General features: G+C 62.7%; 18 protein-coding genes. All 18 read right to left on the bottom strand.

Features of this window, described 5'->3' with window-relative positions; genetic code table 11:
* Nucleotides 1–21: 21 nt before the first annotated feature.
* The 18 genes from ACTIFF_RS01755 to motB all read right to left on the bottom strand — a co-directional run bounded on the left by ACTIFF_RS01755 (nt 22) and on the right by motB (nt 23,369).
* On the bottom strand, nt 22–1,884 hold the full coding sequence (locus ACTIFF_RS01755) for a chemotaxis protein CheA (RefSeq protein ID WP_439535368.1): 1,863 nt from the start codon (nt 1,882–1,884) through the stop codon (nt 22–24).
* A gap of 171 nt (nt 1,885–2,055) precedes the next feature.
* Nucleotides 2,056–2,886: a protein phosphatase CheZ gene (cheZ, locus tag ACTIFF_RS01750; protein ID WP_439535260.1), complete on the bottom strand. Its 831-nt coding sequence runs from the start codon at nt 2,884–2,886 to the stop codon at nt 2,056–2,058.
* Nucleotides 2,887–2,908: 22 nt separating this feature from the next.
* Complete coding sequence (gene cheY / locus ACTIFF_RS01745; protein WP_257095971.1) at nt 2,909–3,307, bottom strand: chemotaxis response regulator CheY; 399 nt, start codon at nt 3,305–3,307, stop codon at nt 2,909–2,911.
* Between the two features lie 12 nt (nt 3,308–3,319).
* Nucleotides 3,320–4,264, bottom strand: a complete 945-nt coding sequence (locus ACTIFF_RS01740; protein ID WP_439535259.1) for a chemotaxis protein — start codon at nt 4,262–4,264, stop codon at nt 3,320–3,322.
* A 20-nt stretch (nt 4,265–4,284) separates the two neighbouring features.
* Complete coding sequence (locus tag ACTIFF_RS01735; RefSeq protein WP_439535258.1) at nt 4,285–5,256, bottom strand: chemotaxis protein; 972 nt, start codon at nt 5,254–5,256, stop codon at nt 4,285–4,287.
* 147 nt (nt 5,257–5,403) lie between these two features.
* Nucleotides 5,404–7,425: a methyl-accepting chemotaxis protein gene (locus ACTIFF_RS01730; RefSeq protein ID WP_439535257.1), complete on the bottom strand. Its 2,022-nt coding sequence runs from the start codon at nt 7,423–7,425 to the stop codon at nt 5,404–5,406.
* A gap of 169 nt (nt 7,426–7,594) precedes the next feature.
* Nucleotides 7,595–9,301 (bottom strand): methyl-accepting chemotaxis protein, encoded by a 1,707-nt coding sequence (locus ACTIFF_RS01725; RefSeq protein ID WP_439535256.1) that lies wholly within the window; start codon nt 9,299–9,301, stop codon nt 7,595–7,597.
* A gap of 111 nt (nt 9,302–9,412) precedes the next feature.
* Complete coding sequence (locus ACTIFF_RS01720; protein WP_439535255.1) at nt 9,413–9,718, bottom strand: STAS domain-containing protein; 306 nt, start codon at nt 9,716–9,718, stop codon at nt 9,413–9,415.
* 47 nt (nt 9,719–9,765) lie between these two features.
* On the bottom strand, nt 9,766–10,845 hold the full coding sequence (locus tag ACTIFF_RS01715; RefSeq protein WP_439535254.1) for a protein-glutamate methylesterase/protein-glutamine glutaminase: 1,080 nt from the start codon (nt 10,843–10,845) through the stop codon (nt 9,766–9,768).
* Nucleotides 10,846–10,858: 13 nt separating this feature from the next.
* Nucleotides 10,859–11,488 carry a chemoreceptor glutamine deamidase CheD gene (gene cheD / locus ACTIFF_RS01710; RefSeq protein WP_439535253.1) on the bottom strand — a complete coding sequence of 210 codons (630 nt, stop codon included), beginning with the start codon at nt 11,486–11,488 and terminating at the stop codon, nt 10,859–10,861.
* Nucleotides 11,463–12,311, bottom strand: a complete 849-nt coding sequence (locus tag ACTIFF_RS01705; RefSeq protein ID WP_439535367.1) for a CheR family methyltransferase — start codon at nt 12,309–12,311, stop codon at nt 11,463–11,465. The genes cheD and ACTIFF_RS01705 overlap by 26 nt, the downstream gene beginning before the upstream one ends.
* A 106-nt stretch (nt 12,312–12,417) precedes the next feature.
* Nucleotides 12,418–15,270 carry a methyl-accepting chemotaxis protein gene (locus ACTIFF_RS01700; protein ID WP_439535252.1) on the bottom strand — a complete coding sequence of 951 codons (2,853 nt, stop codon included), beginning with the start codon at nt 15,268–15,270 and terminating at the stop codon, nt 12,418–12,420.
* A gap of 67 nt (nt 15,271–15,337) precedes the next feature.
* On the bottom strand, nt 15,338–17,746 hold the full coding sequence (locus ACTIFF_RS01695) for a methyl-accepting chemotaxis protein (RefSeq protein ID WP_439535251.1): 2,409 nt from the start codon (nt 17,744–17,746) through the stop codon (nt 15,338–15,340).
* A gap of 11 nt (nt 17,747–17,757) precedes the next feature.
* Nucleotides 17,758–18,267: a chemotaxis protein CheW gene (locus tag ACTIFF_RS01690; RefSeq protein WP_439535250.1), complete on the bottom strand. Its 510-nt coding sequence runs from the start codon at nt 18,265–18,267 to the stop codon at nt 17,758–17,760.
* Nucleotides 18,268–18,490: 223 nt separating this feature from the next.
* The gene (locus tag ACTIFF_RS01685) at nt 18,491–20,731 is read right to left on the bottom strand and encodes a chemotaxis protein CheW (protein WP_439535249.1); all 2,241 of its coding nucleotides are present in this window, start codon (nt 20,729–20,731) and stop codon (nt 18,491–18,493) included.
* 43 nt (nt 20,732–20,774) lie between these two features.
* The gene (locus tag ACTIFF_RS01680; RefSeq protein WP_069039563.1) at nt 20,775–21,140 is read right to left on the bottom strand and encodes a response regulator; all 366 of its coding nucleotides are present in this window, start codon (nt 21,138–21,140) and stop codon (nt 20,775–20,777) included.
* 12 nt (nt 21,141–21,152) lie between these two features.
* Nucleotides 21,153–22,331: a methyl-accepting chemotaxis protein gene (locus ACTIFF_RS01675; RefSeq protein ID WP_439535248.1), complete on the bottom strand. Its 1,179-nt coding sequence runs from the start codon at nt 22,329–22,331 to the stop codon at nt 21,153–21,155.
* Nucleotides 22,332–22,427: 96 nt separating this feature from the next.
* Nucleotides 22,428–23,369, bottom strand: coding sequence for a flagellar motor protein MotB (gene motB, locus ACTIFF_RS01670; protein WP_439535247.1), 942 nt, complete (start codon nt 23,367–23,369; stop codon nt 22,428–22,430).
* Between the last annotated feature and the right edge of the window lie 50 nt (nt 23,370–23,419).

The following is a 23,419-nucleotide window of genomic DNA, read 5'->3' as shown; positions in this document are numbered from 1 at the left end:
ATATTTGCCGATTTATTTCTATCAGGCCGCCAGTGAAACCGGGCTGATCAGACTCGAGCGGGACACACCGCGCGAGTCGCCGAGCGAACCGAGCAGTTCCTTCATGTCGAGGATCAGCACGATCTGGCCGTTCGACAGCGTCGTGACGCCCGCCACACCCTTCGGACGGAAGTCGTCGAGACTCTTGATCACCGCGTCCTCGCGACCCGCGAAGTTGTCGATCGCGAGAATGAAGGACGATTCGGCGGTCTGCATCAGTACGCCGTACTGCGGCAGGTTCTTCTGCGGCCAGCCGAGGAGGCGGGCCAGCGGCAGCACCGGCATCACCTCGCCGCGCACCACCATGGTCGCGCGGCCACCGACTTCCTGGATGTCCTGCGGCTGGATCGGCAGGATTTCGCGCACCATCGACAGCGGCACCGCAAAGTGCTGTTCGGCCAGACGCACCAGCAATACCGGCAGGATGGCCAGCGTCAGCGGCAGCGAGATCACGAAAGTCGTGCCCTTGCCCTGGATGGAGCGGATTTCGATCGAACCGTTGAGCTTCTGGATGTTCGTCTTCACGACGTCCATGCCGACACCGCGGCCGGATACATCGGACACTGTCGCGGCGGTCGAGAAGCCAGGCAGGAACACCAGATTCAGGCTTGCACGCTCGTCCAGCGTGTTGGCTTCCTCATCGGTGATCAGGCCCTTTTCGAGCGCCTTGGCGCGCAGCCGCTCGGCGTTCATGCCGCGGCCGTCATCGGCCACCATGATCACGATGTGGTCACCTTCCTGACGCGCCTCGAGACGCACCACCGACTTGCCCGGCTTGCCCTGGGCGATGCGGTCTTCCGGCGTTTCCACGCCATGATCCACGGCATTGCGGATCAGGTGGATGATCGGGTCGGACAGATCCTCGATCATCGTCTTGTCGATTTCGGTCTCTTCGCCGACCAGCGCAAGTTCGACGTCCTTGCCCAGATTGCGGGCGAGATCGCGGGCGATGCGCGGGTATTTCTGGAACAGGCGGCCGATCGGCTGCATGCGGGTCTTCATTACCGCGTTCTGCAGATCGGACACCAGCAGGTCGAGCTGGCTCACGGCCGCATCAAGCGCGTGCAGCGTTTCGCTGTCGTTCTTGCCGGCGAGGATATCCGCGCGCAGCGAGGTCAGGCGATTCTTGGTCAGGCCGATTTCGCCCGACAGATTGAGCACCTGGTCGAGGCGCGAGGTATCGACCCGGATCGAGTTCTCGCGACCCTTTTCAGCGTCGCGGCGGCCGGTCGGTGCCGGCGTGCCCGGACGATCGGCGGCCCGGCGGCCGAACGCGGCATTGACCACCGCAGCAACATCGCCATCATTGGCCGAACGCGCTGCAGCCGGTTCGGGCACCGCTTGCGGCGCCACCGGTACGACACCCGTCACTGCCTGGTGCAGGGTGCTCCAGTCCGGCTCGACGCCCCGCGGAGCGGCTTGGGCGGGAGATGCTTCAACGCTTGCGCCCGCCGCGGCAACCACGTCGAGCTCGCCCGCCAGTGCAGCACGCAGGCGCATCATCACCCCGGCGTCGGCGGCAGTCGGCAGCATGCCGCGCTCCAGGGCGCCGAACATGTCGCGCACGATGCCGGTCGCGTCGAGAATGACATCCATCAGCTGCGGCGAGATGGCCATTTCGCCGTTGCGAAGCTTGTCGAACAGGTTTTCGGTCAGGTGGCAGAGCGCGACCAGTTCAGACGCATTCAGGAAGCCGGCGCCGCCCTTGATGGTGTGGAAGCCGCGAAAAATCTCGTTCAGCAGACTGCGGTCACCAGGCGTCTTTTCGAGATCGACCAGCTTGTTGTCCACACCGGACAGCAGGTCGGTCGCCTCGACCAGAAAGTCCTGCAGCAGATCTTCCATGCCCTGAAAGTCACTCATTGTTCGCTCCTGTGGCGGGCAGAGCCTTCAACGCGCTGCTCGCCCTACTGCTCCTGTTGTTCCGGCTCCGCGGATGAATGTCATCCGTTCGACCGACCCGTTCGTCCTCGCTGACCGAACGCTGTGTCACGACTGTCCTGCTGCTGCCTGTGATCAGAAGCCGAGACTTTCGAGCAGATCGTCCACCTGCTCCTGGCTGGTCACCACATCCTCGCGTCCCTCGGCCGACACGACCGGGCCGTTCAGCAGGCCTTCCGGCGTGCTGGCCCGCTTTTCGGCCGGCATGGCTTCGATCAGCACCTGCAGCAATCCGCTCTCCAGCTTTTGCGACATTTCGACGATTTTCTTGATCACCTGCCCGGTCAGATCCTGAAAATCCTGGGCCATCATGATTTCATTCAGCTGCGCCCGGGTGTCGCGGGCAAAGGCCGGCACATCGCCAAGAAAACCGCGGGTTTCTGCCGCCAGCGCCTTGAATTCGTCAACCGACAGTTCGTTCCGGTACAGCTTCTCCCAGCGATCGTGCAACGTGCTGGAACGCTTTTCGACATCGTCCTGCAGCGGTATCGCGATATCCGTCGCGTTGAGCACGCGGCTCGCCGCGCTCTCGGTCATCTGTGCGATGTAGGTCAGGCGGCTGCGCGCATCAGGCATCTGCTGCGCCACGTCTTCCAGCGCATGGTCATACCCCAGCTCGCGCAGCGTGTCGTGCAGCTGGCGCGCGAGGTGGCCCACCTTGTTGAATACGTTGTCGCAGCTGTGCTCTTCATCATTGCCGGGTGCAAGGGCTGTGCCGGCCGGTGCCGAGTAGTCGTCCGATACCGAATCGAACAGGGCTTCGAGATCGGCGCTGTCGCCGCTGCTGTTTGCGGCTTCCGGCACGACTTCAAGCCGCACCTTCTGCGGCGTCTCGGATGCGATGCTGTCGAACAGCGCCTGCAGGTCGTCGGAATCGCCGGTTTCGTCTAGCTTCATCTTCTTCACAATGTCATCTCCCGATGCTCGCTCAGGCGGCCTTCTGGTTCATCTTTTCGAAGATCTTGGTCAGCTTCTCACCCAGGGTGCCGGCGGTGAAAGGCTTCACGATGTAGCCCGAAGCGCCTGCCTGGGCGGCTTCGATGATGTTTTCCTTCTTGGCTTCGGCCGTGATCATCAGGACCGGCAGTCCCTTCAGGGCAGCGTCCGCACGAATGGCACGCAGCAGCTCGATGCCGGTCATGTTCGGCATGTTCCAGTCGGTGACGACGAAGTCGAAGTCGGACGACTTCAGCTTCTGCAGCGCGATGACGCCGTCCTCGGCTTCATCGACATTGGTAAATCCGAGTTCCTTCAACAGATTGCGCACGATGCGGCGCATGGTCGAAAAGTCGTCGACAACGAGAAACTTCATCTTGGGATCTGACATGGCCTACCTCTCTCAGGCTTTATGGGCTTGCAGCAACGGACGCAGCGTATCGGCCAGCACTTCGGCGTCGAACTTCGCCACATAGGCATCGACACCGACGCTCTTGCCCATTGCACGGTTTGCTTCCGACGACAGCGACGAGTGCATCACCACCGGTATATCGACGAATCGGGGATCGTTCTTGATGTGTCGAGTCAGCACATAGCCATCCATCTCGGGCATTTCCGCATCGACCAGAATCAGGTCGATCTCGTCCGTCAGCGGCTGGCCGGTCTGGGAGGTGTGGGCGGCCATGCCCTGCAGGCGTGCCCACGCTTCGGCGCCGTTGGTGGCGTGCTTGTGGCGGATGTTCAGTTTGTCGAGCACCTCGGCGATCTTCTTGCGGGCGACCGCCGAGTCATCGACGAAAAACACGTTTGGATCGTAATTGCCGCCCAGCGGCGGAATTTCGCCGACGACGGCGTCGCCGAAGGTACCGGCCAGAATGCTTTCCACATCGAGGATGGACACCAGCCGGCCATCGTCGAGTTCGGTGATCGCGGTGATATAGAGCTGTTCGCTGGTGACGACCGACTCGGGCGCGCGTACGCGGTCCCAGTCGACGCGGATGATGCGATCCACTTCATGCACCAGAAAGCCCAGCGTGCGCTTGCTGTACTCGGTCACCATCATCGCGCCTCCCATGCCTTCGGGCGCGTCGGTCAGGTTCATGATGCGTGCCAGCGACAGCACCGGAATGACGTTTCCACGCAGCGAAATCAGGCCCTCGACGCCAGCCGGCATATTCGGTGTCGGCGTGACGATGGGCGTGCTGCTGACCTCGCGCACCTTGAATACATTGATGCCGAACAGCTCGTGCGTGCCGAGCGAGAACAGCAGGATTTCCATCTTGTTCGAGCCTGCCAGCTTGGTGCGGGCGTCCACCTGCTCGAGCAGGTTGTGGTCGGGTCTGTCCATCGTGTTGTCTCCGGTCTTGTTCAGGCAGCCACGCGATCGATGCCCTTGCTGCGGCGGATCAGGCGGGTGATGGTTTCGGCGAGGCGCTGTGCCTCGAACTTGGACACATACTCATCGACGCCGACCGATCGGCCGAGCTGCTGGTTGGAGCCGGACGACAACGACGAGTGCATGACCACCGGAATGCCGGCAAAGCGCGGATCGGCCTTGATGTGCTTGGTCAGGATGTAACCATCCATCTCGGGCATCTCGACGTCGGTGAGAATCATGCTGATCAGTTCGTTCACCTTGCGGCCGCTGGAATCGGCGTAGCTGGCGACTTTCTGCAACTCGGCCCACATCTGGCCGCCGTTGATCGCGCTCACGTATCGCACCCCCATCAGGTCCAGCGTGCGGGTGATCTGGGTGCGGGCAACCGGGGAGTCATCGCAGAAGAAAACCGTTGCGTCTTCGATGTCGAGCGGCTTGATGTCCTTGAAGGCCAGATCGTTGTCGATATCCGCCGTTTCGGAGAGGATTTTCTCGACGTCGAGCATCATCACCAGGCGGTTGTCCGCGAGCTCTGTCACTGCGGTGACCAGACCGCCGAGATTGGCCGTCAGCATGGCCGGCGGCACACGCATCTGCGACCAGTCCAGTCGCAGGATGGTATCGACGGACTCCACCAGGAAGCCCTGCGTATGACCGTTGTATTCGGTCACGATCATCACGTCGCGCGGCGTATCGCTCGGGAACTGGGCAAACTTGGCCAGATCGACCACCGGTACCAAGGCACCGCGCAGGCTGACCATGCCTTCGACGGCATTGGGCATTTCCGGCGCTGCCGTGATGTTGGGGGTGCGCATCACCTCCCGCACCTTGAACACATTGATGCCGAATGTCTCGCGTCGCCCGGTGCGCGTGTCCACGCCGAGCGAAAACATCAGTATTTCGAGCTTGTTGGTACCCGCAAGCTTGGTGCGGGCATCGATATTCTTGAGTAACTCTGACATGTCGGCCTCGTCTGTCTGTTCAGTGGCACGAAAACAACCGGGTGCTGATGGATTTACGGCAGCGCATGGAAAGTCTTGAATGGCTGCAGACCGACAAAAGCGCTTCGAATGGGCCGCATTTCCGGCCTCGACAGATGTTCCAGCACGTCACACGCGAAAGCGCGCGCCGGCCTCTTCGAGTTCGCGGGCGAGCGAGGACAGGAGCTGTGCCTGTTCTGCCATCGAATTGATTGCAGACGTGTTTTCTTCGGTCATCTGGGCAATCTGCTCGATCTTGCGTGCCACTTCATGACTGGCCGTCGTCTGTTCGCTGACCGATTCGGCAATGCCGCTGATGCCGCTCGATGTCGAGGCAGCCGCCTCGGCCGCACGGCCAAGCGCTTCGACCACCCGGGTCAGTTGCTGGCGCGAGGCATTGATCGCTTCGGACCCTCGCCGCACCACGGCATCGACGCCTGCCGCGTGTGCGTCCAGCGTGCGCGTGACGGCCTCGATCTCGAGCGCCGATGCAGCCGACTTCTCGGCCAGCTTGCGCACCTCGTCGGCGACCACCGCGAAGCCGCGTCCCTGCTCACCGGCGCGGGCCGCCTCGATGGCCGCATTGAGCGCCAGCAGATTGGTCTGTTCGGCGATGTCCTTGACCTGGCGGGTCATGCCACCGATGGCACGCGTGCTGTCCACGAAGGCGCTGGCCGCATCGGAAATTTCTCCGACCACCTGACCGACGTCGTCCAGCTCACCGCTCACCGCGTCGATTGCGCGCCGCCCCTGATCTGCTTCGTCGCGGCTGGAGTTGGCGTGGTGACGCATGTCGGACGCACTGTCCGACACGCTGTTGATCGACACGGACAGTTCTTCGATGGTGGCTGCCATGGCCGACGCGGACTGGCTCTGATGGGTGGATGCATGACTGATCTGCTGCGTCGCGCTGGCGACGACATGGGTCACCTCAGACACGGCCGAGGCCGACGCTTTCACCCGTGCGATCAGCGTCGACAAGCCATCGGCCATGCGGTTGAAGCTGGCTGCGATATCCCCGAACTCGTCACGACTCGAAACGTCGATGCGCGCCGTCAGATCGCCATCGGCGAGGCGCTGCCCCCCTTCGATGGTGCGGCGGATGTCGTCCTGAAGGGAGAAGTAGAGGCCGAGCGCAAGATACAGTGACAGCAGCATGCCCGCGGCCAGCGCGGCAGCGATCAGCAGTTCCTTGCGCACGATTTCGGTTCGATGCTCGGCCAGACTGGCTTCAAGACTCGACAACAGCGTGCGGGCGGTACCCAGCGCGGCGTCGACCGGCGCGCTTGCCCGGGCAAACACCTCAGCCGCTGGCAAATCGAAAGTCTGGCTGACCACGGAATTTTCGATCATCTGCGCGGTGGCGCCAAAGGCGTCGCGCAGTTCCGCCACATCCGTGGTGATTGCCCCTGCATGGGCCGGCGCATTCTTAAGTACCCGTTCGAGCATGCGTTCCGATGCATCGACCTGCGCCTTCGACAGCTGCAGCAGGGATCCCAGTTCGACCGCCTTCTCGGGCGACATCGAGCGGGTTGCGCTGATCGACGCCGCCAGCCCGCGCAGCCGGGCGAGATATTCGACCGTCTGCGGCACGATGCCGATCGTCGCGTCCATCAGTGTGTAGCTGTCCGGGAAAGGATCGAAGGTCAGGCCGGACGCATCAGCCACCATGCGGAAATCGTTCAGCAGATTGACGATCAGTTCCGAGTGCCGGCGGAAGTTCTCGCTGCCGGTCGCGCCGCTCATCAACTGACGCACGGCCACCCACTCGTCATTCAGTCGATTGATCTGCGCACCCTGATCCAGCAGCGCGAGATTGGCGTCATTCTGCGCCGCAAGCTTTGCGATGCCGGCCGCCACTTCGGCTGCCTTGGCTTCCACCTTGGGCGCCAGGCTGGCGTCGCCGTTGAGCATCGATGAGGACATGCCGCGATGCTGCTGCACCGTGGCGAGCACGCCCAGCAAGGTGCGGACATATTCGGTACCGATGCGCTCATTGTCCATCGCATGCACCGCACCCATGCGGTCCAGCGTCTGCAGCGCGCCAACGCCGAACAGCATCGACAGCAGGATGCCCATGACCAGCATCATCTTTGGCGCGAACCGGAGACGTGACATCAATGCCCGGGCGGGCGACAGCAGGGCGTTCATTGTGTGGATCTCCTTGATGGACATTTCTGGGCAAATCGGGGGCCGGATTCGGCGGCGCGCTCACGCTGCGCGGGATGGGTGGCGGACTTACCGAACTTAACGGCGGCGACGCCGACGCTTTGAGCTTGCCGTCACGTTGCGCTTGATCCAGATCAGCCGCAGTACGTAATCAGGCGACGTAGCCGATGCGGAAGCCGCCCCACTGGCGACCGCCGACGTGGATCGGTGCCGAAATGTCGTGCACCACTTCCCCGGTGTCGCGACGATAGGTCTGGATCAGGAAAGGCTGGGCATGCGCACCGCAGCGCTTGCCGACCGCGTCTTCAAAAATGCGCTTGGTACGGTTGCGCACGATGTCGACCTTCTCGTCGCCGGTCAGCGGCTGCGAAAACTTCTTGTTGTGGGTCGGAAAATAGCCCTTGCGATCGACCGCGCCGGCATAGATGACGCCGGGGTGGCGATCGATCAGCGGCTCCTGGATGGCCGGTAGCAGCCGGTCGGTCAGGCTGTCGAAGCGGGTCGTGAACTTGGCCGGCCGGGTGCCGGCGATCGGCTGATAGTTTTCGTCGAACAGGTCTTCCAGCTTGATGTCGCCGCGCTTCACCGCAGCTTCGAGACAGGCACCGACCTGACTGGCCGCTTCGGCGACGATGGCCGGCATGCGGCCATGCATGGCAACCGCCTGTTCGGCTCCGGTACCCAGTCGGAAGACCAGGGCCAGTTCGGCCAGATTGCTCGACAGCACGCCAAGCTGGGCCGCGTCGGTCGCCGCGGCGCGCGACACGTCACGATTCGATTCCGCCATGGTCAGGATGTGCTGCACATGTTGCTCGACCCGGTCGCCGAGCGCATGGTTTTCGCGCATGGCCTCGACCGTGCCATCGACGCGCTCCCGCGTCGCCGTTGCGCACGCGCGGATCAGTTCCAGCGTCGCCACGGCTTCGCCCGACAATTCGGAACCATTGCGCGCCTCGGCTGCGCTGGCGCGCACCACGGCAGCGGCTTCGGCTGTCTCGCGCTGCACGGCGGAAATCATTTCGTGAATCTGTCCGGTCGATGCGGCCGTGCGCTCAGCCAGCTTGCGCACTTCGTCGGCCACCACGGCAAAGCCGCGCCCCTGCTCGCCGGCGCGCGCCGCCTCGATGGCGGCGTTGAGCGCGAGCAGGTTGGTCTGGTCGGCAATCTCGCGGATCACCTGCACCACACTGCCGATCTGTTCCGACCGGCTGCCCAGCTGATCGATCTGGCGCGCACACTGTTCGACGCTACCGGACACCCGGACCATGCCTTCGGCAACGCGACTGACCACCTGTGCGCCCTGCTGCGACAATTCACGTGATCGCGTCGCGTCTTCGACGGTGCGCGCCGCGACATCGGTCGCTGCCTGCATGCTGCCCTTCATGTTGCCGACGTCGGCGCTCGCAGCGCCCGACGCGTCGCACTGCGTTTCGGTCGACGCCACCACCCTGCGTGCGCCATCCTCCAGGCTTGCGCAGGCGTGCTGAAGGCGTTCCGAGGTGAACAGCATCTTCGCCATGGCAGCGCCGAATTCCTCGATCAGGCGGTTGTAGCTGACGGCCAGCCGCTGCTGCAACGCATTGCCCTGCAATGCCAGCTTGAACGAGAGGTCGCCGGACAGGCGGGCATTCTCGATGCCGGTCACGACGCTCTCGAGTGGCTTCTCGTACCGTATCCGGCACGCAAGGCGCACGACGATCAGCACGCCGAAAGCGACCGCGGCACAGATCAGTACACCGGCCGGATCGAACACCGGTGCAACCCATGCGAAAAGCCCGGCATGGGTAAGCAGCAACAGGGAATACAGGCCCAGCCAGGCCAGATTTGCGCGCAACAGCGCGCCAGGCTTGCTTGTCATGTCGTTCCGTTCCTTGATCGCCGGGCAATTGAACCCGGGCAGGTAAGGAGGGTTACGACCGAAAGGGGAGCGCCTTTAGCGTGACAGACGTCACGCCGGACAAAACAGCCGTCAGTCAATGCGGAACAACTTGCCAAAGTTCGCGATGTCGAGCACCTGGCGCACCGGCGGGCTGCAACGCGACAGTCTGATTTCGCGCCGCGCGTTGCGCGCCTTGTCGCGCAGCATCAACAGCATGCCGAGCGCAGAACTGTCCACGTAATTGACCGCGGCGAGGTCGACGTCGAGTTCATTCACTTCCTCGCGCAACAGAAGTTGCTCGGTGGTGTCCCGGAATTCCTTGTGCGCCGAAAAATCGAATCGTCCGCCCAGGCTCATGCGCGCAACCTTGTCGGCGATGCTGACCTTGATGTCCATGCTGCGTATTCCCTTCTGTAATCAATGAATGAGGCAGCAATCCGCCGTCAGCCGTGGGCTGCCATGCGGCGACCGCCCTGCAGCGCGGCCATGATGCGATCGGCCACGTGAGTGAGCGGACTGACCTCGCAACACGCGCCGATCTGGGCCGCCTCACGCGGCATTCCGTACACGACGCAGCTTTCCTGGTCCTGACCTATCGTCCACGCACCCGCCTTGCGCATGGTCAGCATGCCCTGCGCGCCGTCCTTGCCCATGCCGGTCAGCAGCGCGGCAACCGCACTGCCACGCGCTTGTGCCGCTGCGGAATCGAACAGTACGTCGACGGCCGGGCGATGCCGGTTGTAGGGCGGCGTCTGCAGCAGTTCGCACACGTAGCCACCGCCGGATCTGCGGATTTCGAGGTGCGAATGTCCAGGTGCGAGGTAGGCGTGGCCCGGCAGGATGCGTTCGCCCTGTTCGGCCTCCTTCACGCGCAGACGTGACAGCGAGTCAAGCCGTCGGGCGAAGCTCGCGGTGAACATTTCTGGCATGTGCTGAACCATCACGATGCCGGGCATGTTTTCCGGCAGGCGGGTCAGTACTTCCTTGATCGCTTCGGTGCCCCCGGTCGACGCACCGATACACACGATGCGGTCACCCCAGTTGCTGCTCATCACCGGCGGCGGCGTCACAGCACTGACGGCGGGGCGGGCAGGCGCATCGCGCCTCACCTTCACGTGTGCACTGAACGCCGCACGGATCTTGTCCTGCACTTCCTGTGCATAGCCGGCCGGCAGCCCGACCAGGGTGGAGCGCGGCTTGGCGATGTAGTCCACCGCGCCCAGTTCGAGCGCCTGCAGCGTCGCTTCTGAGCCCTGCGCAGTCTGGCTGGAAATCATGATCACCGGCATCGGACGCAAGCGCATGACCTTGTCGAGAAACTCCAGACCATTCATCTGCGGCATTTCGACATCCAGCGTCAGCACGTCCGGCAACAGATCCTTCACCTTCTGCCGTGCCACCAGCGGGTCAGGTGCCGTCCCGACCACTTCCATGTCGGGCGCTTGGTTGATGATGGCGGTCAGCATGGCCCGCATGACCGCCGAGTCGTCCACCACCAGCACCCTGATCTTTGGCTTGTTCATCAGCGTTGCCCGGTCACGAGAACAGCTCGATATCGCCCGACGCATCCGTGCGTGCAAGCCGCTCCTGATACTCGCGCTCACGCCGCGCCAGCGTGTCGTTGTTGACGCGCGCGAGCTTCTTCACCAGCACCCGTCCGACACGCGGAAAGAAGTAGATCTTGCGCGCATGCTTTTCCTGCAGATCCTGAGCGATGACCGGAATGCCTTCCTGCTTCAGGTAATCGAGCACGAAGGACGAATTGCGTTCACCGACATTTGCGCTCGACAGCGACGCCATCACGCGTCCGCCGCCAAACACCTTGGCTTCGAGCGCCGAACGCCGGGCGCCCGACTTGATCAGCTCATTCACCAGCAGCTCCATCGCATACCCTCCGTAGCGCGCAGAACGACTGGTTGCTTCGGTGCCGCCGTCGGGCAGCATGAAATGATTCATGCCACCGATACCGCGTTCCGGATCGCGGATGCAGGCAGCGACGCACGAGCCCAGAACGGTCACCAGCAACATGTCACGTGTCGTCACGAAGAATTCGCCGGGCAGTATCTTCACCGCCTCGCGCGAAAATTTGCTGTCGAAATAGCGCTGTGTCGACTGGTGTTCGATCAGGGAAGGACCGTGACTACCGACCGCCGTCAGCACGACCATAAACCGTCCTTCCGAGATTGCGGAACAGATCGACTGCGTGCGAAAAACTTTCCGAATGACCGGCGAACATGAGGCCTTCGGGACGCAACAGCGGGACGAAGCGCTTCAGGATGGCGTACTGCGTCGGCTTGTCGAAGTAGATCATCACGTTACGACAGAAGATCGCCTCAAGCGGCCCGCGGATCGGCCAGTTCGGTTCGAGCAGGTTGACCCGCGTGAAGCGGATCAGCTTCTGCAACTCGGGCCGCACGCGCACTTCGCCAGCGCGGCCGCCGGTGCCACGCAGGAAGTATTTGCGCACCAGTTCCGGCGACAGCTTCTCGATGCGGTCCTCGGTATAGACACCGGCCTGGCCCTGCGCCAGCACCTGGGTATCGATGTCTGTCGCGATGATTTCCACCGGCGGGTTCATCGAGCCATACAGTTCGCAGCAGGTGATGGCGAGCGAGTAAGGCTCCTCTCCGGTCGAGGCGGCGCTGCACCAGATGCGCGCCGTCGGCTTGCCGAGGCGGGTCAGGTGTTCCTTCAGCAGATCGAAGTGATGGGCTTCGCGGAAGAAGGACGTGAGGTTGGTGGTCAGTGAATTGACGAAGGTTTCCCACTCGGCGTGATCATTGCGCTCCAGGCGCTTGAGGTAATCCGCGAAGGTCACATCACCGGTCGCACGCAGCCGCCGCGCCAGCCGGCTATAAACCATGTCGAACTTGATTGGCGACAACGATATCCCGGCGTGCTGGTGAATCAGTTTGGCGATGCGGTCAAAATCGTCGCGCGTGAAGGAAAACTCGCGGGTACCGCCGGACAGGGCGGTTGAGTCCGCCAGTTGCCGGGTCACTTCGACTGCACTTGCTGTATTCCTGCCTGCCTGAATCACGATGCCGACCTCTCAGTTGATGCCCTGCAAGCGCCGTTGCGCCTGAACCTTCAGCCTAGAACTCTTCCCACTCTTCCTCGTCGGCGATCACCGCCGCAGACTGAACCCGCTTCACCTTGCCCAGCGCCCCGCCGCGCGAACGCGGCAGCACCGGCTCCGTGTTCGCCGCCTCCCGCTGCCTCAGCGACGCACCATCAAACTGCATCCCGGTGCCACTGCTGCGCCCGTCCTGATCGTCCAGCCTGAACTGACCCACCGCGCGCATCAACGACCTCGCCTGCTCTTCCAGACTTTCCGCCGCCGCCGCCGCCTCTTCCACCAGCGCCGCGTTCTGCTGCGTCACGCCGTCCATCTGGCTCACCGCCTGCGTCACCTGCGATATCCCGCTCGCCTGCTCCTGGCTCGCCGACGCAATGTCCGTCACCAGCCCCGTCACCTGACGGAAGCTGTCAACAACCTGCTCCATCGTCGCCCCCGCCTCGGCCACCAGCTTCGCGCCACCATCCACCCGCTCCACCGAGTCCGCGATCAGGCCCTTGATCTCCTTCGCCGCCTGCGCGCTGCGCTGCGCAAGATTCCTCACCTCGCTCGCCACCACCGCAAAGCCCCGGCCCTGCTCGCCTGCTCGCGCCGCTTCAACCGCCGCGTTCAGCGCCAGAATGTTCGTCTGGAACGCGATCGAGTCGATCACGCCGATGATGTCCGCGATCTTGCGACTCGAATCCTGGATGTCGCTCATCGTGCTCACCACTCGCTTGACCGTCTCCGCTCCGCGCATCACCGCCTCGTTGCTCTGACGACCCAGCTCGTTCGCCTTCAGCGCGCTCTCCGCGTTCTGCTTCACCGTCGCGTTCAGCTCTTCCATCGAACTGGCCGTCTCTTCCAGCGAGCTCGCCTGCTCTTCCGTACGCGAACTCAGGTCCGAATTGCCCGCCGCGATCTCCCGCGCCGCCGTGTTGATCGACTCGCTCGAATCCTTGATCCGCCCTATCACCTCGCGCAGTTTGTCCACCGTCGTGTTCGTGTCTTCCTTCAACCGCCCGAACGTCCCCGTGTAATCACGAGCGATCTTTCGGCTCAGGTCGCCTTGCGCCATTGCGTTCAGCACCGATGCAAGATCGGTCAAGCTGTCGGACACCTGCGCCACCAGCCCGTTGAGTCCGTCGGACAGCGCCTTGAAGAAGCCCTGCTTGCCGTCTGCCGAAAGCCGCTTGCTGAAGTCACCCCGACCGGCTGACTGCACGAGATCGGTCACTTCCTTTTCGATCGCGTCCTCGTCGGTGCGATCGAGCCACTCGCCGACCGACCCGAGACGCTGCCCAGATTCGTTGACGATCGGACTGGTGGTCAGCCGGTAGAGGCGCCCGCCGATGACGATTTCGCTCTGCACCGTAGCGGACAGCCCCGCCAGACGACGGCGTGCAGCCTCCGGATCGTCGTAGAACACCGTGATGTCGCTGCCGATGAAATGCTCGGCCGAGAATGCAGGTACCTTTTTGCGGATTTCCGCTTCGGTGCGGCGCAATGTGTCGAGCAGGGTCTTGTTGGCGTAAATGACCCGACCGTTGTTGTCGGCGATGCGGACATTCGTCGTGACGCTGTCGAGTGCCTCGCGAATGCGCAGGTTTTCGGTGGCGACACGCTTTGCTTCAGCCATGTCCGAACCCAGCTTGATCTTCATCGACTTGGCGGCGTCGAAGATGACGATCATTTCATCGCGGCGCGTGGTGTCGATCGCCACATCGAGTTGCCCGTCAGCCATACGATGCAACATGGCGGTCACGTCGTTGATCGGCCTGACGATGGCTCGCATCAGCAGCCAGGCAACCAGCGCGGCCAGCAGCAGGCCACAGACCAGCAGCGCGGAAATGATGATGAAAGCGCGCGACGATTCATCGCGGAGATGCTGGATCTCGCCGCCGGCCACCCGGATCTGGAGGTCAATCAGTTCGCTGATCTTGCCGGAGATGGGATCGATGACCGGGTACAGTTCACTGGCGGTGTAGGCCGTCAGCGCGGCCATGTCCTTGCTGCGCATGATCGCGGCCAGGCGTTCGATCGATGCATCAGCCGTGGCCATCAGAGGCTTCGCCTGCGCGACCAGTGCGATTTCTTCGCCGGTCATTTTGCTTGCGAGATAGGCGTTCCAGCTCTTCTCTATCGTGTCGTTCGCCTGTGCCAGGCTGCTTGAGCCATCGGCGAAATCGATGTTGCCGTTGCGTACCTTGTGTGCCGTGTCGACGATGTTCACCGCATACATGTCGGCCACCGACTTGAGCTGCTGGCTCGACAGCACGCGGTCGTGATAAACCACCTGCAGAATCGCTTCGGTCACCTTCATTTCGTACATGCCGGTTGCGGCAATGGCCGACATCATCAGACCGACGAAACAGATGATGGCAAACATGCGGGCGCGGATGCTCGTTTCAGCAATGAAGCGCTTCGGCGAAAAGCCTTTCCTGACGACCACGCCGTCACGCATCGCAAGGCCGGCTGCGTTGCCTTCGCGGAAGTCGCGATAGACCTGCTCGGCCGCCTGGATCTGGTCGCGCGTCGCACGCGTGCGAACCGACATGTAACCCGATACCGCCCCGTTCTCGAACAGCGGCGTGGCATTCGCGACCACCCAGTAGTGGTCGCCGTTCTTGCAGCGATTCTTCACCATCCCGGTCCATGGGCGCATCGCCTTCAGGCAGCGCCACATGTCTTCGAAAGCTTCCTTCGGCATGTCGGGATGACGCACGATGTTGTGCGGCTGGCCGATCAGTTCGGATTCCTCGAAGCCGCTGATCTCCAGGAAGTCGTGGTTCACATAGACGATCTGACCTTTGCGGTCGGTACGCGACACGATGTTGTGGCGCTCGGTCACTTCGATCTCACGCTGCGTCACCGGCGAGTTCATCCTCATTCGTCTCTCCAGAAGCTGTGCTGCTGACTGTGCTGCTGACTGTGCTGTTCTTCTGCGGGCGGGCGGTTCAGAACTCTTCCCACTCTTCCTCGTCGGCGATCACCGCCGCAGACTGAACCCGCTTCACCTTGCCCAGCGCCCCGCCGCGCGAACGCGGCAGCACCGGCTCCGTGTTCGCCGCCTCCCGCTGCCTCAGCGACGCACCATCAAACTGCATCCCGGTGCCACTGCTGCGCCCGTCCTGATCGTCCAGCCTGAACTGACCCACCGCGCGCATCAACGACCTCGCCTGCTCTTCCAGACTTTCCGCCGCCGCCGCCGCCTCTTCCACCAGCGCCGCGTTCTGCTGCGTCACGCCGTCCATCTGGCTCACCGCCTGCGTCACCTGCGATATCCCGCTCGCCTGCTCCTGGCTCGCCGACGCAATGTCCGTCACCAGCCCCGTCACCTGACGGAAGCTGTCAACAACCTGCTCCATCGTCGCCCCCGCCTCGGCCACCAGCTTCGCGCCACCATCCACCCGCTCCACCGAGTCCGCGATCAGGCCCTTGATCTCCTTCGCCGCCTGCGCGCTGCGCTGCGCAAGATTCCTCACCTCGCTCGCCACCACCGCAAAGCCCCGGCCCTGCTCGCCTGCTCGCGCCGCTTCAACCGCCGCGTTCAGCGCCAGAATGTTCGTCTGGAACGCGATCGAGTCGATCACGCCGATGATGTCCGCGATCTTGCGACTCGAATCCTGGATGTCGCTCATCGTGCTCACCACTCGCTTGACCGTCTCCGCTCCGCGCATCACCGCCTCGTTGCTCTGACGACCCAGCTCGTTCGCCTTCAGCGCGCTCTCCGCGTTCTGCTTCACCGTCGCGTTCAGCTCTTCCATCGAACTGGCCGTCTCTTCCAGCGAGCTCGCCTGCTCTTCCGTACGCGAACTCAGGTCCGAATTGCCCGCCGCGATCTCCCGCGCCGCCGTGTTGATCGACTCGCTCGAATCCTTGATCCGCCCTATCACCTCGCGCAGTTTGTCCACCGTCGTGTTCGTGTCTTCCTTCAACCGCCCGAACGTCCCCGTGTAATCACGAGCGATCTTCTCGGTCAACACACCGCGCGAAATGGCATTCAGCACGCGCGCCGTATCTTCGAGGCCGGCGGCCACAACTGCGACGAGTTCATTCATGCTGACGGCCAGCGCCCTGAAGAAGCCCTGCTTGCCCTGCACGTCGATGCGATGGGTGAAGTCGCCGCCGACGGCTGCCGCGATCATGTCTTCCACCTCGCGCTCGACGACAAGTTCCTGCGTTCGCTCGGTCCACTCGGCGACCATCCCGATGCGCTGTCCGGCATCGTTCAGGATGGGCGTGGTGACGACATCGAAGGTGCGCGAACCGATGACCAGTTCGCTGTACTGCGTAGTGCCGATCTGTTCCGACTTGCGGACAAATGCGGGGTTGTTGCACAGCGATGCGACATTGCTGCCGATGATGCGATCGACCGAGAACGACGGCACGCTCACCCTGACGTCATTCTCGATCTCGCCCAGCGTCTTCATCATGGTGCGGTTGGCGTAGATCACGTTGCCATCCGCATCGGCAATGCGCACATTGCGACTCACAAAATCCAGTGCAGTGCGGACCCGCAGGTTTTCCGCGGAAACCGCATGATCACGCTCCATGCGCTGCTTGAGGTCGGCACGCATCTTGTCGAGCGCCTGCAGCAGATGGCCGATCTCGTCCAGCGCACCGGCGTCGATCGATCGATCCAGCATGCCGGTCGAAATCGCGTCGGCATGGCGTCCGGCGTCACGCAACCGGGACGCGATGCTGCGCCCGAGCCGTATGCTTGGCACGCCGATCGCAAGCGCAACGACCATCACGCCGAGGACCACCCACAAGGCCTGGTCGAGAATCAGTGCATCGACCTCATCCACATAGATGCCGGAGCCGACGATCCAGCCCCACGGTGCAAAGGAACGGACATATGAAACCTTGGCCACCGGGTCTGTCGCACCGGGCCGCGGCCACATGTAATCGACAAAGCCGGCCCCATCGGCTTTCGCGACAGCCACCATTTCAAGAAACAGAGCCTTGCCGCTCGGGTCCTTCGAGCCGCCCAGATCCTTGCCTTCCAGTTCAGGCTTGGTCGGGTGCATCACCATGCGCGGACCGAAGTCGTTGATCCAGAAATAGTCCTCGCCGTTGTAGCGCAGCGTGCGCAACGTCGCGATGGCCTGCCGACGCGCCTCTTCCTGCGAAAGTTCGCCGGACGCGGCGCGCTTTTCGAAAGCTTCGAGCACGCCCCAGGCGGACTCGACCGCAAAACGCGCAGCGCTCTTGCGGTCTTCCAGCATGTTCTCGCGCATTGCGAAAAGCAGAATTGCGGCCAGCGCGACGAAAGCCGTCAGGGTGACGGCAACCATCATCATCAGACGACGCTGCACGGTCAGGTTGGCCGAGCCAGGCTTTACATTCGATGTCTTCGACATGTTTTTTCTTTTCAGTGCAGGGGATTTTCGACGAGTGCCATGTCGGCCGAAAGCATCAGCCTTTCGATATCGACAACGATGAGCATCCGGTCATCGATCGAGCCGAGAGACTGGATGTAGCGGGTATCCAGGCTGGAGGCGAACTCGGGCGGTTCGCACAGTTGTGCCGGATCCAGAGACAGCACGTCGGATACGGCATCGACCACGATGCCGACCACACGACCCCCGACATTCAGGATGATCGTGACGGTAAAGGGGGTGTAATCGACGACGCCGACACCGAACTTGATCCGCAGATCAACAATCGGAACAATGATGCCTCGCAGATTGATGACCCCCTTGATGAAGGGCGGTGCGTGGGCAATGCCGGTGACTGCGTCGTAGCCACGGATCTCCTGCACCTTGAGAATGTCGATGGCGTACTCTTCACCGCCGAGCGTGAAGGTCAGGAACTCCTGCGCGTATCCGCCATCGACGGTACCGGTTTGCTTCGGGTGCGCAGATCGCGCCAGTTGGGTCATTGTTTGCTCCGCAGCGTCTATCACTTTTGCTATATCGGCCGGAACCCGGCGTGCCTTGAGGACGCTCAGCGCCTGTAGGCAAGCTTGTTTGCAATGTGATGACCTGCGTCAGGCGGCAAGTCGATGGAGGCGCCGCGCACCGGCGGCGCTGCACGGCAGGGATGGATGGATGCTGCGAACGAAGCCGCTGCAAGCGCGGCCCGCAATTCAATGACAAAAGACCCTATGCCGCCACCGCCATGCCTGCGCGGGCCGTATCGACCAGCGCCTGCACGTCAAGGATCAGGCCGACGTGACCATCGCCCATGATGGTTGCACCGGAGATGCCCACCACCTTGCGGTAATTGGCCTCCAGGCTCTTGATGACCACCTGGTGCTGTCCGACCAGGGCGTCGACGAACAACGCGATCTTGTCGCCATCGGATTCGAGCACCACGAGAATGCCGCGCTCCAGATCGGTCATGCCGCCGGACAGGCCGAAGGCATCGCGCAGCGTCAGGATGTTCAGGAATTCGTTGCGCACCTGCACCAGCCGCGGCACGCCACCGATGCTCTTGATCATGTCGGCGGAGGGTTGCAGCGACTCGACCACGTAGTTCAGCGGAATGATGTAGGTTTCGTCACCGACCGCGACCGACATGCCGTCCAGGATGGCAAGCGTCAGCGGCAGTCGCACCGTCATGCGCGTCCCGACACCGGTCATCGAACCAATGTCGACACGTCCGCCCATGGCCGTGATGTTGCGCTTGACCACATCCATGCCGACGCCACGCCCCGACACCTCGGTCACCTGATCGGCGGTCGAGAAGCCCGGTTCGAAGATCAGCGCCCAGACCTCCTGATCGGTCATCGAATCACTCACGGCCAGCCCGCGCTCACGTGCCTTGGACAGGATGCGGTCACGACTGAGGCCGGCACCGTCGTCACCCACTTCGATGACGATGTTGCCGCCCTGATGGGAGGCCTTCAACGTGATCGTGCCTTCTTCCGGCTTGCCGCGCGCAGCCCGCACATCGGGCGTCTCGACGCCGTGGTCGAGACTGTTGCGCACCAGATGGGTCAGCGGATCGGCGATGCGTTCGATCAGGCCCTTGTCGAGTTCGGTCGATTCCCCGGCCAGTACAAGCCTGACCTTCTTGCCCAGTTTCTGCGACAGGTCGCGCACCACGCGCGGAAAGCGCGAGAACACGGTGGACATCGGGAGCATGCGGATCGACATCACCGATTCCTGCAGGTCGCGTGTGTTGCGTTCGAGTTGCTGCACACCACTCATCAGGCGCTCGAACTCGACCGGATCGAGCTTCGACGCAGCCGACATCAGCATGGCCTGGGTGATCACCAGTTCGCCAACCAGATTGATGATCTGGTCGACCTTGTCCACACCCACGCGTATCGACGTATCGGCCACCGCGGCGGGCTTCGCGCTGCGCGGCGCGGCCGACTTCGGCGATTCGATCGACGGTTCGACCTGTGCATCGACAGATGCGCTGACGGCAGATTCCACCCGTGTGGCAACGGCCGGTGACACGATCGACAATCCACCGGACGTGGTCGGCCCGTCACCCATGGCCTGCGCGGCAAGTGGCTCGAAGAAGCCGTACGACGGATCGCCCGCCGGGCTGTTGTCTGCTGCCTGCGCAACGGGTTCGGCGTCGAACAGGCCGTAACTGTCGTCGACCGCGCTCGCCGCCACCGGCGACGCATCGTCGAACAGTCCCCACGCGCCATCGCCGTCGGCCGGCGTTTCAGTTTCAACGTCGAACAGGCCATACGCATCGTCTGCACCGGTGTCCGGTGCGGTCAACTCGAAGCTATCGGTGACCGCGACGAAATCGACCAGATCGTGCAATGCCTGGAGGTCGACGCTGCCTTCGATGACGCCGTGCCAGCGGCCGTCCGCGCCGATGGAAAGGTCAAGCAGGCGGCCGCCGAGCGCGCCCGCCTCGCGCGCGAGGTTCTCGATCACACCGGCCACATCGGCCTGGTCGGACGAGAGCAGAAAGCTGAAGCGCAAAATGCACTCTTCGGGCAACGGCAACGACGTTGCGGCATCGGGCGCGCCTGCCGGCTCGACCGCCTCGGAATACAAGGCCTTGAGCGCAGCACACACGTGCGCCACGCGCTGCAGATCGGCTTCGCCGACGCCACGATGCGCCGCCACCAGGTCGCGCAGCAGATCACCTGCTTCAAGCGAGGCGTTGACCATGACAGTCGTCATGACGACCTCGTGCTTGCGCACGCGATCGAGCAAGGTTTCGAGTTCATGGGTGACCTGCGCGAGATCGTTGAAACCGAAGGTGCCGGCGCTGCCCTTGATCGAGTGGGCGGCGCGGAAGATCGCATTCATCTCTTCGTCATCGATGCTGTCGAGATCGATGTCGAGCAGCATCTGTTCCATGTTCGACAGATGCTCCGCGGCCTCTTCGAAGAACACCTGGTAGAACTGGCTCAGGTCCATGGTCATGAACGGTCTCCCGATTGCGGATATCGACGCACGTTGCGTGCGCTCAGCCGATCACCTTCTTCACGACCTCGACCAGCTTCTGCGGATCGAAGGGCTTCACCAGCCAGCCGGTCGCACCGGCAGCACGGCCCTGTGCCTTCATCGCATCCGACGATTCGGTCGTCAGCATCAGGATCGGCGTCGCCTTGTACTGCGCAAGGCTGCGCAGATTGCGGATCAGCGTCAGTCCGTCCATGCGCGGCATGTTCTGGTCGGTCAGCACGAGGTTGACCGATTTCGACTTCGCCTTGTCCAGGCCATCCTGTCCGTCCACCGCCTCGATCACGTCGTAACCGGAACTTTTCAGGGTGAATGCCACCATCTGGCGGATCGACGCCGAATCGTCAATTGCGAGCACAGTCTTTGCCATCACGTTTCTCCTTCAGAACAGTTCAATTTCGCCTTCCCGGAAGGCGTGCTGCGCCACCGGGTTCTTGCTGTCGGCAGCTCGAAGCTGTTCCAGCACCTCATCAACCCGTCGGGCATGCACATCTGTCGCATGGCCCTGAACCGCGGCTTCGCTCAACGCGCGTGCCGCCTTCATGACTTCGTCAACATTGTCGATGCGACGTTGCACGTGTCCGATCAGCTGCGAAGTCATGTCCTGGAACTGCAGGGACGTCACCGCAGTCGCCACCGCGTGATCGACGCGCTCAACCGATTCGCCAAGCGTCTCGATCGATCGCTGACGCCGCTGATGCAACGTTTCAAGACCCCGCACCACACTTTCGACGCGCTGCTTCGACTCGAGCGCAAAGGTCATGTCCTGACCGGCCAGATTGGCCAGTGCGTGCTCCGTCAATTTGACGTTGGCCTGTACGCGATCGACCAGCGTGACGATCTGCTGGCTGAATTCGCTGGTCCGCGACGACAGCGTGCGCACCTCGTCGGCGACCACCGCAAAACCTCGCCCGGCCTCGCCGGCCCGCGCCGCTTCGATGGCGGCATTCAGTGCAAGCAGATTGGTCTGCTTGGAAATGCCACCGATCTCGCCGAGCAGCGATCGCACGCTTTCGGTCTCGCGTGCGATGCCTTCGGTCAGTTCGACCAGTTCCATGCCCAGCTTGCTGTTCTGCACGACACTGTCGACGACGCGCTGCATGGTGCCCGACGTTTCCTCGACAAAGCTTTCGAAGTCAAACTGTCCGTTGCCGTCGCCACTGGTGAGCGCGAGTGCCGTGGTGCGCTGATCGGTGGTTTCGGCCTGCATGCTGTGAAAACTCGCAGTCAGGCCGTTGATCGCCTCGTGCAGCAGGGTCTGTACCCGGGACAGTTCCTCGGTCATCTGGTCGCACTGCGACCTGACCTGAAGCGCGCTCCCGGACAGCACGGCGTGGTCCGCACCGGAGTCCTGCGTGCGCTCGACCTGATGCGTCTTGGTCGACGAAGGGGTCGCCCCACCTCGCTGCAGAACGATCACCGTCAGCGTCCAGACGAGCGCCATGAACAGCCCCAGTGAAAGCACCGGCGCAAGCGCGTCGGGTCGAAGTGCGACAGCCAGCACCACACCGAGAACCGTGATGCTCCATGCGGCGACAAGTGGTATCGAAATGCGATTCATGGCTTGGTGCATTCGGTATCAGGGTAGGAAGTTGGACGGTGTAACGGCGCACGCGATGAAAACTTGACCCGTCCGCGCGGCACAAATGGATCTGGATCAGGGCACCGCCGGTTCCGCCTCGCCGCCGACGAGATTTTCAACGTCGACCGACTTTCCATCGGCGAGGAACAGCTCTTCGGTCTGCCGGTTGAGCACGATGATGCTGATGCGTCGATTGATCGGGTTGTACGGATCCTCCTTGTCGAAGGACACGATGGACCCCATGCCGACCACGCGCAGCACCTTGTCCGGATCCATGCCGCCCGCGATCAGTTCGCGCCGCGATGCGTTGGCGCGGTTGGCCGACAGTTCCCAGTTCGAAAAGCCGCCGATTCCGCCCGCGAACGGCGTCGCGTCGGTGTGGCCGGACAGGAAGATGCGGTTTTCCACCTGGTTCAGGATCAGCCCGATCTCGCGCAGGATGACCGAGGTGTAAGGCTGCAGCCGCTCACTGGCCGAGGCGAACATCGGCCGGTTCTGTTCATCGACGATCTGGATGCGCAAGCCTTCCGAGGTCACGTCGAGCACAAGCTGGTTGCGGAACGGCCGCAAGTCGGGATTGGCCTCGACGCGCGCCTCGATCTGGTTCTTCAGTTCGATCAGTTTGGCGCGCTCGACGCCTTCGGCCTTTTGCTTGGCATCGTCATCCGCATCCTTGCTGGCGGTGAGATTGAACGACCGCTTCTTGGCCTCGACCGTACCGTATTTGACCTGACCGGTCTGCCGCGTGAGGTCACGGCCACCGCCCTGGATGATGCTGGAACTGTCACCCGAGCCCGATCCGCCCTGCTGGGCAACCTTCAACGGATTTTCGAAGTATTCGGCGATGCCTTCGAGATCGCCCTGGGCGGTCGAGCCGAGCAGCCACATGAGAAGGAAGAAGGCCATCATCGCGGTCACGAAGTCGGCGTAGGCGATCTTCCACGCGCCACCATGCGCGCCGCCGCCGCCCTTCTTGATCTTCTTGACGATGATGGGCTGCTGGGTATCGTCGGACATGGTTCAGTGCTTCGGAACGGGTTTCGGGTGTGCGTTACGCGGGAGCGATA

Origin of the sequence: Methyloversatilis sp. (assembly GCF_051861465.1) — a bacterium.
Lineage (GTDB): Bacteria > Pseudomonadota > Gammaproteobacteria > Burkholderiales > Rhodocyclaceae > Methyloversatilis.
This window is presented reverse-complemented; position numbering and strand designations above follow the sequence as displayed.